Origin of the sequence: Kibdelosporangium philippinense (assembly GCF_021390435.2) — a bacterium.
In the GTDB taxonomy this organism is placed as follows: Bacteria; Actinomycetota; Actinomycetes; order Mycobacteriales; family Pseudonocardiaceae; genus Kibdelosporangium; species Kibdelosporangium philippinense.
In genome coordinates this window covers 2,074,384-2,091,673 of record NZ_JAJVCN010000004.1, presented here as the reverse complement: position 1 = coordinate 2,091,673, position 17,290 = coordinate 2,074,384, and the positions used below count along the sequence as shown (strand labels likewise).

The following is a 17,290-nucleotide window of genomic DNA, read 5'->3' as shown; positions in this document are numbered from 1 at the left end:
CTTGTTCAAGCAGACGCGCAACCGACGAACCGGGCGATCGCCCTGGGGTTGGCAACCGGGTGAGTGTGCAGGTAGGAGGCGTGCACCTGGCCCGACACGAAGCCCTCACGCACGACATCGCCCGCCCGGTCACGCCAGATCCACGCGGGTTTCGCGCCATGAACCGGCTGCACGACCGTCCGGTGGAACTCGTGCCCGGTCCAGCGCATGCCTTCGGTTCCCAACGGCGAGTCAGCGGCCGCAACGGCGTCGCGGTAACCCAACGACAGCGACGGTGTCATCTCGGCGCATGCGTCCAAAACCCCGCACATCGGATGCCCGTCCAAGCTCTTGACCAGGAACAACAGTCCGCCGCACTCGGCGTGGACGGGTCCGCGGAACTCCGCGACCGCACGCCGTAGCCCGACATTGGCCGACAGCGCCTCGGCGTGCTGCTCCGGGAACCCGCCCGGCAGCACCAGGCCACGGGCGCCCTCAGGCAGAGCCGAGTCGTGCATCGGGTCGAACACGGCGACGTCAGCCCCAGCAGCGGCCAGGAGCTCGGCGTGTTCGGCGTACCCGAACGTGAAAGCCGGTCCACCGGCCACCGCGATGACCGGCCGTCCGACCTCCGTGACCCCCGATTCCCACGGTGTCCCGTCCAGCGGCCCAGCGGACCGGGCCACCGAGGTCACGGCGTCCAGGTCGACCCCGCCAGCGACGAGATGAGCCATCGAGTCGATCACCCGGATAGCCTCAGGGCCATGCTCGGCGGCGGTCACCAGGCCGAGATGCCGCGACGGAACCTGCAGGCTCTCGGCCCGCCGCAAGGCCCCGAGCAGCGGCAATCCGACTTCCTCGCACGCCTGGGCCAAGATCGAGGCGTGATACGTCGACCCCACGCGGTTGGCGATCACACCAGCCAGCCGGATCGAGGTGTCGAACGCGCGGAATCCGTGCACCAGCGCGGCCATGCTGCGGGCCTGGCCCCACGCGTCGACCACGAGGATGACCGGGGCCTGCAGGAGCTTGGCGATATGCGCGGTCGAGCCGAAGTCCGAGGCCGGGTCACGGCCGTCGAACATGCCCATCACGCCTTCGATCACTGCGATGTCCGCGCCCTGCGAACCGCGCAGGAACAGCGGCGCGACCGTGGATTCGCCGACAAGGACGGGGTCGAGGTTACGACCGGGCCTGCCTGCCGCGAGCGTGTGATACCCAGGATCGATGTAGTCGGGGCCGACCTTGAACGGCGCGACCTTGTCGCCACGCCGCCGCAGCGCCGCCATCAGCCCGGTCGCCACTGTGGTCTTGCCACTGCCGGACGCCGGAGCCGCGATCACTACCCGCGGAATCACCACTCGATGCCTCGTTGACCCTTTTGCCCGGCGTCCATCGGGTGCTTGATCTTGGTCATGGTCACCACGAGGTCGGCCGCGTCGATCAGGGCCTGCGGCGCGTGCCGTCCGGTGATCACGACGTGCTGATGCCCTGGCCGGTCGCGCAAAGTCGCCACGACCTCGTCCACATCGACCCAACCCCAGTGCATGGGGTACGTGAACTCGTCGAGCACGTACAACCCGTGCTGCTGCGCGGCGAGGCGGCGGGCGATCTCGTGCCAGCCTTCGAGGGCGGCGGCCGCGTGGTCCTCCTCGGTGCCCTGCTTACGGCTCCAGGACCAGCCTTCGCCCATCTTGTGCCACTCGACCGGTGCGCCCTCACCAGTTTCAGCGTGCAGCCTGCCAAGAGCCTTGAAGGCGTTCTCCTCGCCGACCTTCCATTTGGCGGACTTGACGAACTGGAAAACGCCGATCGGCCAGCCCTGGTTCCACGCGCGCAGCGCGAGACCGAACGCGGCCGTGGATTTCCCCTTCATCTCGCCCGTGTGCAGCATCAGCAACGGTCGGTTGCGGCGCTGCCTGGTAGTCAGGCCGTCCTGTGGGACCGCGGCGGGTTTTCCTTGTGGCACTTCGGTTTCTCCTTACGCCGCGCGCGCTGCCCGGACCACGCCGGTGACCTGGTCGGCCGACAGTTCGGCCAGCCGCAGGCAGGTCCCGCCCATCACCGCGGCCAGCCTGGCAGCCAGGCCGAGCTTGACGTAGCCCTGCTCGCAGTCGACCACGATGTTCGGGATCCCGTCCGCGGCAAGCATTCCGGCCGCGCGCATCGCGTCGTCCATCGGGTCGCGGCCACCGGCGGTCTGCGTCGCCCGGCCATCGGTCAGCAGCACGAGCAGAGGCCGCCTGCGCGGGTCGCGAAGCCGTTCAGCCGCAAGGACTCGACGCGCTCGCAACAAACCGTCGGCAAGCGGTGTGCGGCCACCGGTCCGCAGCCCCTTCAACCTGGCCGCGGCTGCGTCCACAGAGGACGTCGGAGGCAACGTCACCTCAGCCGAGTTACCCCGGAAGGTAACCACACCAACCTTGTCACGCCGTTGATACGCGTCCCGCAGCAACGACAAAACGGCGCCAGTCACCGCCGACATACGTTTGCGGGCAGCCATCGACCCGGAAGCGTCCACACAGAACAGAACAAGGTTGCTTTCCTTGCCCTCACGGACAGCCAGCCTCAGGTCCTCGCCGCGCAGCACCAATCCGGCGCTGTCCCGGCCTCGCGCGGCCTGATGTGGCGCGGCTGCCGACAACGTGCCCACGATGTGCAATCCGTTGCCCTCTACAGTGGACGGACGAACCGTATAGCCATTGCGTGCGGTGGCACGGGATCGGCGCCCAGGGGCACCCTCACCGACGCCCGGAACCTGCAAGAGCCTGGCTTTGAAAGCGGGCGCGGGTGGCACCGGCGGCTGATCACCGCCGCCACTCGACGGTCCCTGCGGCTGCTCAGCGTTACTCGGAAGTTCGCCGCCGCCATCGTCCGGGCCGTCCGGATCGTCCTCGGGGCCTTCCTGCTCGGCCGCGTTCTGCAAGGCTTCCTGAAGCTGCTGCTCGTCGATTCCCGGCTCGTCGAAGGGATCCCGGCGCCGACGATGCGGCAAAGCGAGCCGCACAGCGACTTCGACGTCATCCGCGTTCACGGCATCGCCGCCGCGCCAGGCAGCGTGCGCGATCGCCGTACGAGCGACGACGAGGTCGGCCCGCATACCGTCCACTTCGAACGAAGCGCAAACCGAAGCAATCCGGCGAAGCTCGGAATCCGGCAACACGACACCAGGCAAAGCATTGCGCGCCTTGACAATCTGCGCCGCCAGATCCGCGTCCGCGGCAGCCCATTGCGCCGCGAAACCTGAAGGATCCGTTTCGAACGCCAATCGGCGACGGATCACCTCGGTCCGGGTCGCCACATCGCGCGACGACACCACGTGCACGGTCAGCCCGAACCGGTCCAGCAGCTGCGGCCGCAGCTCGCCTTCCTCCGGGTTCATGGTCCCGACCAGGAGGAAGCTCGCCGCGTGCGAGATCGAGACGCCCTCCCGCTCGACGTGCGCACGGCCCATCGCGGCCGCGTCCAGCAGCAGGTCGACCAGGTGATCGTGCAGCAGGTTGACCTCGTCGACGTACAAAACTCCACGATGCGCGGCCGCGAGCAGACCTGGCTGGTACGCCCGGACGCCCTCGGTCAACGCGCGCTCCAGGTCCAGCGATCCGACCAGGCGGTCCTCGGTCGCGCCGACCGGCAGCTCCACCAGACGGGCCGGGCGCTGGTCAGCGCCGGTGTGCGGCGCGTCAGGGCAAGCGGGATCAGGGTTGGCCGGGTCGCACGCGAAACGGCAGCTCGGGACGACGTCAACGGCGGGCAGCAGAGCCGCGAGGGCACGGACGATCGTCGATTTCGCGGTGCCTTTCTCGCCTCTGACCAGCACTCCCCCGATGCCCGGATGCACCGCGTTGAGAAGCAGGGCCATCCGCATGTCGTCGTGCCCGACGATCGCGGAGAACGGGAAGCGCACAGCGAGATCCTTTCCCCGGGTGTCCACGCCCGAAGTCGAGAGCCACGGGCACGCGGGCGCGTACCCGAGCGCGGGCGGAGTGTCTGGCTCCCAAGCCGTCAGGCCTGGTCACAGTGGCGGGACCGCACCGGAATCGCACCGGTTTCCTCCGCGATCGCACTAGGCCATGTCTCAAAGCCCCCGTCCGCGATAGCCCCGCCTCTCATCGAACGGGGACTTCGAGACACGACCTGAAGCCATCGTCGCATCCCGCATGCCCGATCCCCAACAACGGGGCCGTGTCGAGCACCACATCTTGGTACGTTGCGGCCATGACTCGCGCATTTCGGTTCGGTGTCAACATGACCGCGGTCGGTGACCGCGCCGAGTGGATCGCACAGTGTTGATCGCGCTGGGCCGCCGGGCGGAGGAACTCGGCTACGACGTGATCCTGATGCCAGATCACCTGTCCATGGGAGCGCCGTTCCCGTCGTTGACGCTCACCGCGGAGGTCACCACCCGCCCGCGACTGGGGACGTTCGTGCTCAACGCCGGTTTCTGGAACCCCACACTGCTTGCCCGCGACGCGTTCGCGGTGAACACGTACTCCGAAGGCAGGCTTGAACTCGGCTTGGGGGCCGGGTATGTCCGCGAGGAGTTCGTGGAGGCCGGTCTCGGCTGGCCCAGTGCGGGCGAACGCGTCACGCATCTGGTCGACACGGTCCACAAAATCCGTACGGCAGCGGAAAAGGTCGGCCAGTCCATGCCGATCATGGTCGGCGGCAACGGCGACCGTGTACTGCGATTGGCCGCCGAGCAAGCCGACATCGTGGCGTTCGCCGGGCTCAAGGCCGTGCCGGACCAGACGCCGCCGCTGGCCTTCATCACGGCCGATGAGCTCGATGAACGGGTGAAGTTCGTTCAGCAAGCGGCAGGCGGCCGTGACTACGAGTCGAACCTGTTGATCCAGTCGGTGGTCGTGACCGACGACCGGCGTGGTGCGATCGAGGAGCAAATCCGGCAGTTCGGGCTGGATATCACCGCTGATTTCCTGCTGGACGTCCCGGCGATGCTGGTCGGTACGTACGAGCAGATCGCCGAGCAGCTGCGGGCACAGCGGGACCGGTTCGGGATCAGTTACGTCACCGTGCTCGAACCGGCTTACGAGGCATTTGGGCCGGTCATTCCCATGCTGCGGGAATGACCGGCCCTTGGGTTTACGGCAGCCGCCAGGTCTGGGCTCCGGTTCCGTTGCAGTCGTAGATCTGCAGCTGGGTTCCGTTGGCGGAGTTGCTGTTCGGGACGTCAAGGCACTTGCTGGACGGCGGATTCACCAAGGCGCCGTTCGGCCGTGGCCACCATTGCTGCGCGCCGGTTCCGTTGCAGTCCCACAAATGGACCTTCGTGCCGTTGTTACGTCCGCTGCTGGCGACGTCCATACACCGCCCGAGGGCTCGGACCGTGCCGTCGGACGCGAATGACCATTGCTGTGCGGGCGATCCGTTGCAGTCCCACAGCCGGATCGGGGCGCCGTTGGTGGTCTGGGCGGGCTCGGCGTCAACGCACTTGTTGGCAAGGCCGACGATTCCGCCGCTCCTCGGTGTCGCCGGGCCGACGTCGAAGGACGGCGGAGCGTCGCCCGGCGCGCTGGCCCATGAGGTGTTCGGGCTGGTGCCGAGCGTGAAGTCCAGCGTGCCACCGTTGGCCACAAAGGACTGTGGCAGCCACGCCCTGTTCGAGCTCTGGCCGTTCACGCGCAGGCTTTGCACATATTTGGCGCTGTCCGAGGCGTTCGGGGCGTTGATCGTGATCGTGCGGCCGTTGCCCCGGCTGATCGTGATGCTCGGGAACTGTGGCGAAGCAAGCACTAGCTCGGCCCGGCCCGGCGCCTGCGGGTACATCCCGAGCGCCGCCCAGACTGCCCACGACGACATCTGGCCGAGGTCGTCGTTGCCGACGATGCCTTCCGGCAGCGGCGTGAACAACGTGGTCAACGCTCGCCGGACGACATCCTGGGTCTTGTACGGCGCGCCCGCGTAGGCGTACGCCCACGGTGTGTTCAGCGTCGGCTCGTTGCCGAGATAGGCCTTGTTCTTGGTCGGGCCCGCGTTCAGCTCGGTGAAGAACGAGTCCAATCGGGACACTACGGGACCGTTGCCGCCCATGGCGTCGAACAGGCCTCGGTGGTTGTAGGGAACCATCCAGGCGTACTGGCCGCCGTTGCCTTCGACGAACTCGTTCTCCTGGGTCGGGCTGAACGGCGGGAACGACGTGTCGGCGTTGCGCGGCTGGATGTACTTGCTGCCCGATTCGAAGATACTGCGCCAGTTCTGGGCGCGCCGCAGGAAGTTCTCGGCGGTCGCGCTGTCACCGAGTCTGGCTGCCAGCTGCGAGATCGCGAAGTCCGCGCTGGTGTATTCGAGCGTGGTGGACGCCGATCCCCATACGTCCGGCAAACCGGTCGGGACGTAGCCGTACTGGTTGAACTGCAACCAGCCAGGTCGTTCCCGAATGTCGTTGACGCCGGCGACCATTCTCCTCAGACCGTCGGCCGCGGCGAAGTTCGTGGCACCGAAGGCGTGCATTGTGGACACGATGATCGGCAATGGATCGCCGTTCATCACGCCAGTTCCGCCGTTGGCGACCGTCCACCGGTCGTAATATCCGCCGTACACGGCTTGGTTGATCGCCGACTGCGCTATGTCGGCCGCTTGCGAGGGCGCGATCAGCGCTATGAGCGCGACTTGGGACCGGTAGACGTCCCAGCCGGAGAAGTTGGCGTACTGCGCCCTCCCGCCGGACACCGAGTGGACCTGCCGGTCGAAGCCCATGTACTGGCCGCTGACGTCACTGAACACGTTGGGGTGTATCAAGGAGTGGTACAGACTGGTGTAGAGGGTACGCAGCTGCGTGTCGGTGCCGCCGCTGACATCGATCCGGCCGAGCAGGGTGTTCCATGCGTTGCGCGTGCTGGTCCGGACCTCGTCGAAGCTCCTGGATCCTTGCTCCGAGTTCAGGTTCGCCTGCGCGCCTTCCAGGCTGACGAAGGAGATCCCCACCCTGGCAGTCACTGTGGTCGCGTTGAAGGACACGAACGCTGAGGCCGCGAGCGGAGTGATGTCGCTCGTGACCGCCGGGCCCTTACGCGTTTCCGCGCCTTTACGCTGCTGGAGCACGCCACTCTTGCCACTGATGGATTTGCGGCTCTTGTCGACCTTGCCGTCCGCGCCCGCGACACCGGATGTCGCGAATGGAGTGTCGAAAACGGCGTGGAAGAACAGGCGGTACCGGTTCCCGGCGCCGCAGAAGCCGCCGCTGTCGGTGTAGCCCGACATCGTGTTGGACCCGATGGTGATCGTTCCGCTGGCCGCGTTGAACGCCTTCGCCGCGTCCACGGACAACGATGCCTGTTGCCCTGCGGGATAGGTGAATCGGGCCATCCCGGAGCGAGTTGTCGTGGTCAACTCGGTGCGCAGACCGTTGGTGAAGCCGACGGAGTAGTAGCCAGGCGACGCGGACTCGTTCGCGTGGGAGAACGTGTAGTTGCTGACCGGACTCGAACCAAGGGTCGGCATGAACGGGATGTTGCCGAAGTCGCTGCAGCCGGGGCCGGACAGGTGCGTCAGGCTGAAGCCTTTGATTCGGTTGTCGTCGTAGTGGTAGCCGCCATGCTGATGCAGCACGGTGTCCGGGCTCCACTGCATCATCCCGAAGGGCGCGACCGAACCGGGGAAGGTGTTGCCTGCCCCGCCGCCGTGGCCGAAGTCCGGCCCGCCGGGTTTGGTACCGACAAAGGGATTGACGTACTGCGCGGGATCGCTGACAGCTATTCGGCTTGGCTGTGCCGAAGCGGGAACGGCGGCGAACATGAGCGCCGCCGCGAGTCCTACCAACGCGGCGAGTACACGCATGGCGTTCCTCCTGCAAGGACGGAGGCTGACAACGTTGTCAACTGGCCCTATTTTTGCATTTGGGGCCATTCGGAGGAAAGCCGCCGCGCGGTTGAAACTTGGTTACGGTGCGCCAGGCGGCAAGATCGGCAAGCCGGACGGCGCGCCATCGGCGAGCAGGCGGCGTAGGAAGTCGGTGTCGAGGTGCTCGGCGACCAAGTCCGCCAGCAGATCCAGCTGTGCCTCACGGATCTGCGCGAACGACGTGTCTTCCGCCGCTCGGAAATTCCGGTTCGCATGTCCTGCCGCCCACTCGAGGATGTGCCGTCGGGGTTTGTCGTTCTCGAGTAGACCGTGCCAGTGCGTGCCCGCGATCGCGCCCTTGAGTACACCTTCGGGGGAACCGTCCGGCAGAGTCACGAGCCCGTTGCCCGGTTGGTTCACGACCGTACCGTGGTGGATTTCGTAGCCCGTCGCGACTTCGCCGAAAACGAACCCGTCCAGGCGACGGAGGATTTTCTCCCGCTGGAACTCGAACTCGACGTCTAGCAGACCTAGCCCGGGCACGGTGCCCGCGCCGGATTCATACGAATCGGTGATCTTCGTGCCCAGCATCTGGAACCCGCCGCAGATCCCGATCACTGGGAGCCCGCGTGCCGCGTGGTCGCCGATCGCGTCCGCGAGCCCGTTGTGCCGCAGCCATTCCAGGTCGTGAATGGTCGCCTTGGAACCAGGGATCACGATCACGTCGGCGTCCGCAAGCCGGGACGGCTCGGTCACGAACCGCACCGAAACCCCCGGCTCGCAGGCCAACGCCTCGACGTCGGTGCCGTTGGAGATCCTCGGCAGCCTGATCACCGCGACCCGCAGCCACTGCTCCCCCACCGGCGGCTTCGGCCTGCCAACCACGCCGTCCGCGGTGTAGGACAACGAATCCTCGGCATCCAGCCAGAGATCCACGTTCCACGGCACGACCCCGAGGACCGGTCGGCCGGTCAGCTGGTTGATCTGATCAAGCCCCGGCTTGAGCAGCGCCGGGTCGCCACGGAACTTGTTGATCACAAACCCTGAAACAAGCGCTTGGTCGGCGGGCGAGAGCAGCGCGACCGTGCCGTAGAGATGGGCGAAGACCCCGCCCCTGTCGATGTCGCCGACCACGAGCACAGGCAGGTTCGCGGCCCTGGCCAGGCCCATGTTGGCGATGTCGTCACGCCTGAGGTTGATCTCGGTCGGCGAGCCCGCGCCCTCACAGATGACCACGTCGTACTCGGCCCGCAGGCCCTCCAAAGTGGCCAGAACCGTCTCGAACAACTCGGGCTTGCGGTCCCGATAGGACAACGCACTCGTCTGCCCAATGGCCTTGCCCAGCAGGACAACTTGGGAAGTACGGTCACCGCCCGGCTTGAGCAGGACCGGATTGAACCGGACACTCGGCACCAACCCGGCCGCGGCCGACTGCAGCGCCTGCGCCCGGCCGATCTCACCACCCTCCATCGTCACGACGGAGTTGTTCGACATGTTCTGCGCCTTGAACGGCGCGACCCGCACACCTTGCCGCGCCAACCACCGGCACAGGCCGGCGACCAGCACACTCTTCCCGGCATCCGACGACGTGCCGGCCACCAGCAGGCCTCCGCTCACCCGGCGAACCCTATCGGGATAGTGTCTTGACACCCCCTGGAACACGCACGGTCGAACACGTGTTCTAGGATGTGATACTCCCTCCACGTGACCACGAAAGGACCAGGATGACCGCTCCTACCGCCGAGGCGGCAAGCGCTCCCGGTGACGAGGAGGTGCCTGCCTCGACCAACGGACAGGGCACCGAAGCTCCCGCGGAGGAGACTCCCGCAGCCGAGGAGAAGCCCAAGAAGGCCACTCGGGCCAAGAGCACCGCGAAGAAGACCCGGACCGTCGAGCTCACGCTGACGGTGACAGGCACCCTCGACGGTGCCTGGCAGGCAGACCTGATGCACGGCAGCACCCGCGTCGTGCAGGGACTCACGATTCCCGCGACGGCTGTCGTCAAGGCCGCGCACGAGCTGCACCCGGACATCGCCGCGCAGATCGAAGAGGTGATCAACGCGGCCCGTGAGCAGCACGAGTCCCGGCTGCGTGAGCTCCAGGAAGAGATGGCCAGGGTCAAGCAGGCTCTCGCCGACCTGGGCGAAGACGCCTGATAACCGACACCTGCCGGTGGAAGGCCACACACGGCCTCCCACCGGCAGTGTCATACCCAAGCCCGTGTCCACCGTTCCGGCACACCGTGTCCACCGTTGCGACACACCGAAATGCACGTTCCGACACACCGTGTCCACCACTCCAGCACACCGTGTCCACCGTTGCGACACACCGAAATGCACGTTCCGACACACTGTGTCCGCCACTCCGGCACCTTGAAATCGCAGTGTGGCCAGCAAAGTGCGACTTCACTGTGCCGGAATGGTCAACTCATGGTGTTGCAACGGTGGACACGGTGTGCTGGAAAGGTGGACACGGCGGTGGGTGGTTACATGCCTGCGCGCCAGCGGCGCACGTCACCGTCGATCAACTCCACCGAGCCTAGTTTGCGCATGTACTGCAGGTGCGCCGCGGTTTCCGCGATCGCGCTGCGCCGCATCATCCCGCGGACGTTCTCCCAGCCGCGTGACCAGGTCAAACGTTCCGTGATCTGCCACGTGTTCATGTCCCCATGTGTTCGGAGCACCGTGGAAATCTCGTCGCAGCGTTCCTGATGATGCTTGATCAACGCCAGCGTCCGGCGGGCGACACCGTGGAACCGGTATTCGTGAGCGGGCAGAACCTCAGCGGAGTCGTAAGCCGCGATACGTTCAAGAGAAGCGATGTAACTCGACAACGGATCGTCATCGCCGACCATCATCCCGATGTTCGGGCTGATCCGGGGCAACACGTGGTCGCCGGTCAGCAACACGCCACGAACCGAGTCGTGCAGACAGATGTGGCCGGGCGTGTGCCCAGGTGTCCACACTGCACGCATTGTCCCTGAGGCATCCGGGACCACGTCGCCATCGGACAATAGAATGTCCGGCAACGCCAGTTCCATAAACGGTTTCATCGTGTCCGGGCTGAAGGACAGCTTCTCCGTGACATCGACGGGCACGCCCGAAGCACGCAACCAGTCTCGGTCAAAATTGTCCGAAGTGGTCTGGGACAGCCGAACCGGCAGGACTTCACGCTCTGCCGGGTGCATCGCGATCCACGCGCCCGACTCTTGCTTCAGCCGCGCGCTCAGGCCGTGGTGGTCCGCGTGGATGTGAGTGACCACCACACCGACCACATCGGACACTGACGCGCCCGCGATCTCAAGTCCCGCAACCAAAGCGTCCCATGTCTCGGTCGCGAACCAGCCTGGGTCGACCACGACGACACCGGAGTCCGACACCGACAGGTACGTGATCGTGTATCGCAAGGGATTGTGCGGGATCGGCACCGGGATCGACCACAGGTCGTCCCGCACTCGCTCAACCGGCGGTAATTCCTTGCGCTTCCACGCTTCCCACTGACCCTGCGCGCTCGGCTCGGCCGGGGCGGTGCTCATGCGACGAGCTCCGCCAACGCACGCAACGTTTGCACGTCCGTGTTGACCAAAAGGGACGTCACCACGCTTTCCTGCCATGCGGGCAGTTCGTCCCGGATCTTGGCCAGTGGTCCGACCAACGCGATGTCTTCGACCATTTTCGTCGGCACGGCCGCGACGGCTTCCGCTTTGTGACCGTCGAGGTAGAGTTCCTGGATCTTCTGGCATTCGGCTTCGTAGCCGAGCCGGACGAACACGTCGAAGTGGAAGTTCGCGCCCTTCGCGCCCATCCCGCCGATGTAGAGCGCGAGCATCGGCCGCACCCAGTCGGCCGCTTTCTCCACGTCGTCGTTCACGATCACCGGCAGGAACGCGGGCACCTCGAAGGTGTCCCAGTTACGCCGCGCGCCAGGGCGGGAGAAGCCTTCCTGCAACGCCGTGCGGAAGAAATCGTTGCTGCGCGGGGAAAAGAACATTGGCAGCCAGCCGTCGGCGATCTCCGCGGACAACGCCACGTTCTTCGGGCCTTCCGCGGCGAGGTAGATCGGGATGTCCGTCCGAAGTGGATGCACTGTGGACTTCAGCGGCTTGCCGAGCCCGGCGCCACCTTGGTACGGCAACTGGAAGAACTGCCCGGAGTACTCCACTCGCTCACGGGCCACGACCTTGCGCACGATGTCGACGTACTCACGCGTGCGCGCGAGCGGCTTGGGATACGGCTGCCCGTACCAGCCTTCGACCACCTGAGGCCCGGACGCGCCGATCCCCAGCACGAACCGTCCACCGGACAGGTGGTCCAGGGTCAGTGCCGCCATCGCGGTCGCGGTGGGCGTGCGCGCGGACATCTGCAGGATGTTCGTGCCGAGCCGGACCGTCTTGGTTCGCGAGCCCCACCAGGCCAGCGGCGTCAGGCAGTCGGATCCGTACGCCTCCGCGGCCCAGATCGAGTCGAGGCCAAGCCGTTCTGCCTCGGCAATGGCCTCTTCGACACCCGCGGGCGGGCCCGATGACCAGTAGCCGGTGTGGAATCCGAGCTTCACGAGCGCCTCCCGCTACTCAATTTCTTGAGTAATCATATCCTTGAGTATCATCTTCACAAGAGACGGGAGACACATGGCGCTTCGGCACGCACTGCTTGCCGCCCTCCTCGACCGGGAGTTGAGCGGCTACCAGCTAAGCAAGCTGTTCGACCTCGGCGCGTCCTCGTTCTGGCACGCGTCGTCCCAGCAGCTCTACGCCGAACTCGCCAAACTCGAAGCCGACGGCCTGCTCACCGGCCACGAAGTCGTCCAGCAAGGCCGCCCGAACAAGCGCGTGTTCGTGCTCACCGACGAGGGCCGCCACGAGCTCGCACGCTTCACCAGCGCCCCGACAAAGCCAACATCGATCCGCGACGACCTGATGGTCAAGGCGTACGCCGAACAGGCCGCCGACCCCGGCACGCTGATCAAACAGCTGACCGACCGCGCCGCGCAGTCCCGAGCCAAGGCCGAGTTCCTCGGCTCCCAGCTCGAGAAGCTGCGCGGCGACAAAACAGAAACGGACTACCTCGCGTCAGCCGACAACGTCGGCGCGTACCTGGCGTGCACCCGCGGCAAGATGTACCACGAGGACCAGGCCGAATGGTGCGAGTGGGCCGCCGAGATCCTCAGATCCCGTTCTTGACGGCACACGCTTCCGCAATAATACCCAGCTGGCTAATATCCGGTGACCAGCAATAAAGCATCACTTCGTCCGCACCGAGATCAGCGAACGCGGCCACCGTGTCCCGGAGTTGCCGGGAATTGGTCACCAAACGATCCAGCGCCCATCGCGCATCTTGTCCGTAGTAGTCGGCGATGTTCCGGCGCGCGTCGTCCACCGTATGCCCTAAAGCAACGTTGACCTGGGCAACCAACCTTGGCGCGCCAAGACGACCAGCGGCCGCCCATGACTCACGGACCGTATCGAAAAGGCGGCCACACCATTCAACAGGAGCTGCGGAAAGAAAGCCGTCACCCCACTGAGCGACACGCGCCAATGCGCGATCACGAAAGGCGCCGAACAATACTTCGGGGCCACCAGCCCGAAAAGGCTTCGGCCCGATCGGGCCTACTTCGGCATTCCACGCCGAACCGGACCATATCCGGCGCATCTCGGACATTTGTTCGTCGAGCCGACGGCCGCGAGTGCGAATATCCGTTCCTGCGGCGAGGTGGTCGTCGATGCGGCCGCCGACGCCAAGACCAAGAGTGAAGCGGCCGCCGGAGATCCGGTCGAGCGTCGCGGCCTGTTTGGCCAGCAGCACTGTGGATCGCAACGGCGCCAGCAGAACCTCGGTCTGCACGCGGATTCGTGTCGTGGCACCGGCGATCGCGGCCAGCGTGACCAGGGGTTCAGGGTTGTCGTACACGAGCCGGTCGAGCAGACCGAGGGTGGAGAATGGGCCTTCGTCGGCGAGACGGGCCCAGGTGAGTAGCGATTCCGGGTCTGCGATGGGCAGACCGAGACCTGTGTTCGTCAAGGTTGATCCTTTGTAGAGGGTGCGTGACAGTGCTGCCGCCCCTCTGCCGCCCTTCACCGGGCGTCGCTCTCCATCTGCGGCGTACTTGCGAAGAGAGCGTGATCGTTCGAGTGACCCAACCATAGCGCGGCTGTACACTCGTTTTCGCTGGGGCTGGACACTAGGGGACTGACGTGGAGCGGGAGAAATCCGACCGGCCCGACGCTGCGCAAAACCAGCCGAACCCGGTCCGGGTACAGCGGGATCCGATCGCCGAGGCGGGCAATCACGCAATAGCAGGCATGATCGCCCGTGCCGAGATGAGCCCGGAGGAAGCCAAGCGGATCCTTGGCGTCCGGCTGCACGCGGCCATCGGCGGCGGCTCGTCGCGCAGTGACGACGTCGTGCTGGCGATGAACTCGATGCACGTCAAATGGTTCCTCACCAACGAGCAGTATGACCGTACCTATCGGGCACTGGCCGCGCAGAACCTCGATCCGGGTTCCGGCAGCAGCCAGACTGTCAAGAACGGGCAGATCCCGGACTTTGTGGACGGTCTGGCGAGAGCCCGTGCCGCGACACCAGCACCGGGCGGGGAGAAAACCGGGGCACCAAACCACATTCCGACTGCAAACGACGCTGAACTGCTTGGCAACGGCGGCGAAGCGGAGATCATCAAGGCCCGCACCCGGCGCGCGGAGCTGACCGCCCTTGGCACCAAACGGACCAAGGAACAGGAAGACGAGCTGTTCCAACTGTCCGCGTTCCTCACTCCGGACCGGAACAACGCCTTGCTGCGCTCAGCCGAAGCAAGGGCCTTGGCGGACATCAACGTCACGCCGGAGGAATGGTTCGCCGAGATCGTCACGATCACGTTTCTCGGGAAGCCGGTGCAGGTGCACAAGATTCTCGCCGAGAAACTGGCGGCTGTCGAGCAATCCATTGCCGGTCAACAAGTCCCGGTGGCACGTGAACTCAGCGGCCTGCGTCCACCCGGCTCCGGGTTGCATGGCCTCGGCTTGGCGATCGATGTGAACGCGTCGACGAATCCGTACATCTTCAACGCGACGTCCAATGAGGCCGATCCGAAACAGCAGAATGAGAAGTCCATTGTGCGCGGGATCATCGACCGCGCGGTGCTGCTGATCGAGCAGAAGACGGCCGATGTGGAGAAGTTCCAGGAGCGTCCGGCTGGCGATGGCGCGCATGAGCGGGCCGAGGCGTCGTACGACAAGCTGGACGAGGCATCGGACGCCATGCAGGAGTACTTCGCGCTTGGCGCCAAGGAACGCCGTGCCGACCTTGAGGAGAAAGTGGCCGCGCTCGGCGGCACGGATCCGAAGAAACGCACGGTTGACCAGTGGGCGAAGGCCATCGCGGATGACCGCAAGAAGCTCCCGGCCATCAGTGCGAGCAAGGACTGGGCCAAGCCGGAACAGGGTTTCCTCGACCTGGACAAGCGCCTTGTGATGGCCATGGTGGACGCGGGTCTGACGTGGCTCGGCGACGACACGATCGGTGGTGGCCGCGACATCATGCACTTCGATACGCGGGCAGCGGGACCGATCAAGCACCTCTACGGCTTGAGTTCAAACGGGACATGGGAGAAGAAGGGATTGACCAAGGGGCATTGATTTTCAGTCACCGCGACCTGTGAGCTGGGAATCTGGCAATTACTGCCCTCGGGCGACGGATGGCGCGCATCGGCGCGCCACCGCAAGATCTTGCGGACGCCCTGAACCCAGGAGGCCCTGCGTGATCCGAAGTAGATTGTCCGTTTCGCTGGCACTCGCGGTCGCGCTGAGTTTCGTCGTGCTGTCGCCAGGCACCGCTGGCCGTCGTCGAGCGCGCCGCAGCGCACGTCGGCCGAATACCAGGTCGAAGGCGCCAAGACCAGCAAGCAGCGCAGCCGGATCGCCTCGACCGGCGCCGCCGTCACGTATGTCGAGCACGGCGTCGTCGGTATCACGGCCACCCCCGAGGAAGTCGAGCAGATCAAGCAGTTCGGCTTCACCGTGCGCCCGCAGGCCGCGCCGACCCAGCCGGACACGGGCACGCTGGACTTCCCGCCCGCCGACTCGAAGTACCACAACTTCGGCGAGCTCACCGCCGAAGTGAACGCGGCCGCGCAGAACTTCCCGGCGATCGTGTCCAAGCAGGTGATCGGCAAGTCCTACGAGGGCCGCGACCTGATCGCCATCAAGATCTCCGACAACGTGGCCACCGACGAGAACGAGCCCGAGGTCCTGTTCACCGCGCACCAGCACGCGCGTGAGCACCTGACCAAGGAAATGGGCCTCTACCTGCTCAACCAGCTGACCACGGGCTACGGCTCGGACCAGCGGATCACCAACATCGTCAACTCCCGCGAGATCTGGCTGCTGCCCGACCTCAACCCGGACGGCGGCGAGTACGACATCGCCACCGGCTCGTACCGCTCCTGGCGCAAGAACCGGCAGCCGAACGCCGGTTCGTCCAATGTGGGCACTGACCTGAACCGCAACTGGGCCTTCAAATGGGGCTGCTGCAACGGTTCCTCCGGCAGCACGAGCAGTGAGACCTACCGTGGCCCCTCGGCCGAGTCCTCGCCTGAGGTCAAGGCGTTCGCCGACTTCGTCCGCGGCCGCAACATCGGTGGCAAGCAACAGATCAGGACCGGGATCGACTTCCACACCTACAGCGAGCTCGTCCTGTGGCCGTACGGCTACACGTACGACGATCTCGCTCCTGGGATGACCGCTGACGATCAGGCCACGTTCGCCCGGATCGGCCGGGACATGGCCGCCACCAACAACTACACGCCTGAGCAATCGTCCGATTTGTACATCACGGACGGCTCGATCGACGACTGGCTGTGGGGCGACCAGAAGATCTTCGGCTATACCTTCGAGATGTACCCGAAGGGCGCGAGCGGCGGCGGGTTCTACCCGCCGGACGAGGTGATCGACCGGGAAACCGCCCGCAACAAGGAGGCCGTGCTGCAGCTGCTCGAGGTCTCGGACTGTCCACAACGGGCGATCGGCAAGGAGCAGCAGTACTGCGGCACCACGCCGCCGCCGGGCCCTGGCCCGTACGAGAACACGACCGACGTGCAGATTCCGGACGGCGGCTCGGCCGTGACCAGCTCGATCACGGTGGCCAACCGGGACGGCAACGCGCCAGCCGCGTTGAAGGTGGCCGTGGACATCAAGCACAGCTACCGCGGTGACCTGGTGATCGACCTGGTCGCGCCGGACGGCACCGCGTATCGCCTGAAGGGCGCGAGCTCGGGCGACTCGGCGGACAACGTGAACGAGACGTACACCGTCGACGCCTCCTCGGAGGCCGCCAACGGCACCTGGCAGCTAAAAGTCCAGGACATTTATTCGGCTGATGTCGGATTCGTCGATCTGTGGCGGCTGACCTTCTAAGGTCTTCAGCGGGGAAAGGCCGCTCGTGCCCGAACATCCGGCACGGGTGGCCTTTTCTCACCGCTAGTCCGTTCGGGCGACAGGGTTGCACCGCCCAGCGGAACA

The 17,290-nt window shown here is 65.8% G+C and carries 14 protein-coding genes and 1 riboswitch; of the genes, 5 read left to right on the top strand and 9 right to left on the bottom strand.

What is annotated here, in order from left to right:
• Positions 1-5: 5 nt before the first annotated feature.
• From LWC34_RS52805 to LWC34_RS52795, 3 genes are read right to left on the bottom strand one after another with little or no spacing between them, the layout of a single operon-like run.
• Complete coding sequence (locus LWC34_RS52805) at positions 6-1,337, bottom strand: cobyrinic acid a,c-diamide synthase CobB (RefSeq protein WP_233734199.1); 1,332 nt, start codon at positions 1,335-1,337, stop codon at positions 6-8.
• A complete protein-coding gene (cobO, locus tag LWC34_RS52800; RefSeq protein WP_233733942.1) occupies positions 1,334-1,948 on the bottom strand; it encodes a cob(I)yrinic acid a,c-diamide adenosyltransferase in 615 nt (204 codons plus the stop codon). The genes LWC34_RS52805 and cobO overlap by 4 nt, the downstream gene beginning before the upstream one ends.
• A gap of 12 nt (positions 1,949-1,960) precedes the next feature.
• On the bottom strand, positions 1,961-3,847 hold the full coding sequence (locus tag LWC34_RS52795; RefSeq protein ID WP_233734198.1) for a VWA domain-containing protein: 1,887 nt from the start codon (positions 3,845-3,847) through the stop codon (positions 1,961-1,963).
• A 95-nt stretch (positions 3,848-3,942) separates the two neighbouring features.
• A riboswitch (cobalamin riboswitch) is annotated at positions 3,943-4,083 on the bottom strand.
• Between the two features lie 182 nt (positions 4,084-4,265).
• On the opposite strand from LWC34_RS52795, the gene LWC34_RS52790 reads away from it, so the two are divergent.
• Positions 4,266-5,069 (top strand): TIGR03621 family F420-dependent LLM class oxidoreductase, encoded by an 804-nt coding sequence (locus LWC34_RS52790; protein ID WP_233733940.1) that lies wholly within the window; start codon positions 4,266-4,268, stop codon positions 5,067-5,069.
• A 13-nt stretch (positions 5,070-5,082) separates the two neighbouring features.
• Here the strand turns inward: LWC34_RS52790 and LWC34_RS52785 are convergent, their stop codons facing one another.
• Positions 5,083-7,776 carry a lectin gene (locus LWC34_RS52785; RefSeq protein WP_233733938.1) on the bottom strand — a complete coding sequence of 898 codons (2,694 nt, stop codon included), beginning with the start codon at positions 7,774-7,776 and terminating at the stop codon, positions 5,083-5,085.
• A gap of 102 nt (positions 7,777-7,878) precedes the next feature.
• Positions 7,879-9,396, bottom strand: a complete 1,518-nt coding sequence (locus LWC34_RS52780; protein WP_233733936.1) for a cobyric acid synthase — start codon at positions 9,394-9,396, stop codon at positions 7,879-7,881.
• 107 nt (positions 9,397-9,503) lie between these two features.
• Here LWC34_RS52780 and LWC34_RS52775 point away from each other — a divergent pair, with 107 nt between their 5' ends.
• Complete coding sequence (locus LWC34_RS52775) at positions 9,504-9,935, top strand: DUF6319 family protein (protein WP_233733935.1); 432 nt, start codon at positions 9,504-9,506, stop codon at positions 9,933-9,935.
• Between the two features lie 329 nt (positions 9,936-10,264).
• On the opposite strand, the gene LWC34_RS52770 is transcribed toward LWC34_RS52775, so the two are convergent.
• Positions 10,265-11,314 (bottom strand): MBL fold metallo-hydrolase, encoded by a 1,050-nt coding sequence (locus LWC34_RS52770; protein ID WP_233733933.1) that lies wholly within the window; start codon positions 11,312-11,314, stop codon positions 10,265-10,267.
• A complete protein-coding gene (locus LWC34_RS52765) occupies positions 11,311-12,333 on the bottom strand; it encodes an LLM class F420-dependent oxidoreductase (RefSeq protein ID WP_233733931.1) in 1,023 nt (340 codons plus the stop codon). The genes LWC34_RS52770 and LWC34_RS52765 overlap by 4 nt, the downstream gene beginning before the upstream one ends.
• 73 nt (positions 12,334-12,406) lie before the next feature.
• Here LWC34_RS52765 and LWC34_RS52760 point away from each other — a divergent pair, with 73 nt between their 5' ends.
• Positions 12,407-12,958, top strand: coding sequence for a PadR family transcriptional regulator (locus LWC34_RS52760; protein ID WP_233733929.1), 552 nt, complete (start codon positions 12,407-12,409; stop codon positions 12,956-12,958).
• Here the strand turns inward: LWC34_RS52760 and LWC34_RS52755 are convergent.
• Positions 12,942-13,796 carry an LLM class flavin-dependent oxidoreductase gene (locus tag LWC34_RS52755; protein WP_233733927.1) on the bottom strand — a complete coding sequence of 285 codons (855 nt, stop codon included), beginning with the start codon at positions 13,794-13,796 and terminating at the stop codon, positions 12,942-12,944. The two genes, LWC34_RS52760 and LWC34_RS52755, sit on opposite strands and share 17 nt — an antisense overlap.
• Positions 13,797-13,969: 173 nt before the next feature.
• Between LWC34_RS52755 and LWC34_RS52750 the strand changes: the two genes are divergently transcribed.
• Positions 13,970-15,409: a hypothetical protein gene (locus tag LWC34_RS52750; RefSeq protein WP_233733925.1), complete on the top strand. Its 1,440-nt coding sequence runs from the start codon at positions 13,970-13,972 to the stop codon at positions 15,407-15,409.
• A gap of 39 nt (positions 15,410-15,448) precedes the next feature.
• On the opposite strand, the gene LWC34_RS52745 is transcribed toward LWC34_RS52750, so the two are convergent.
• Positions 15,449-15,727, bottom strand: a complete 279-nt coding sequence (locus LWC34_RS52745; RefSeq protein ID WP_233733923.1) for a hypothetical protein — start codon at positions 15,725-15,727, stop codon at positions 15,449-15,451.
• A 63-nt stretch (positions 15,728-15,790) separates the two neighbouring features.
• On the opposite strand from LWC34_RS52745, the gene LWC34_RS52740 reads away from it, so the two are divergent.
• The gene (locus tag LWC34_RS52740) at positions 15,791-17,185 is read left to right on the top strand and encodes a M14 family metallopeptidase (protein WP_233733922.1); all 1,395 of its coding nucleotides are present in this window, start codon (positions 15,791-15,793) and stop codon (positions 17,183-17,185) included.
• Positions 17,186-17,290: the final 105 nt, after the last annotated feature.

What these genes read in the sequence shown, in the direction of transcription:
- LWC34_RS52785 (WP_233733938.1), bottom strand. Translation starts at nt 7,776, where the DNA reads ATGCGTGTACTCGCCGCGTTGGTAGGACTCGCGGCGGCGCTCATGTTC.
- LWC34_RS52760 (WP_233733929.1), top strand. Translation starts at nt 12,407, where the DNA reads ATGGCGCTTCGGCACGCACTGCTTGCCGCCCTCCTCGACCGGGAGTTG.
- LWC34_RS52795 (WP_233734198.1), bottom strand. Translation starts at nt 3,847, where the DNA reads ATGCGGATGGCCCTGCTTCTCAACGCGGTGCATCCGGGCATCGGGGGA.
- LWC34_RS52775 (WP_233733935.1), top strand. Translation starts at nt 9,504, where the DNA reads ATGACCGCTCCTACCGCCGAGGCGGCAAGCGCTCCCGGTGACGAGGAG.
- LWC34_RS52770 (WP_233733933.1), bottom strand. Translation starts at nt 11,314, where the DNA reads ATGAGCACCGCCCCGGCCGAGCCGAGCGCGCAGGGTCAGTGGGAAGCG.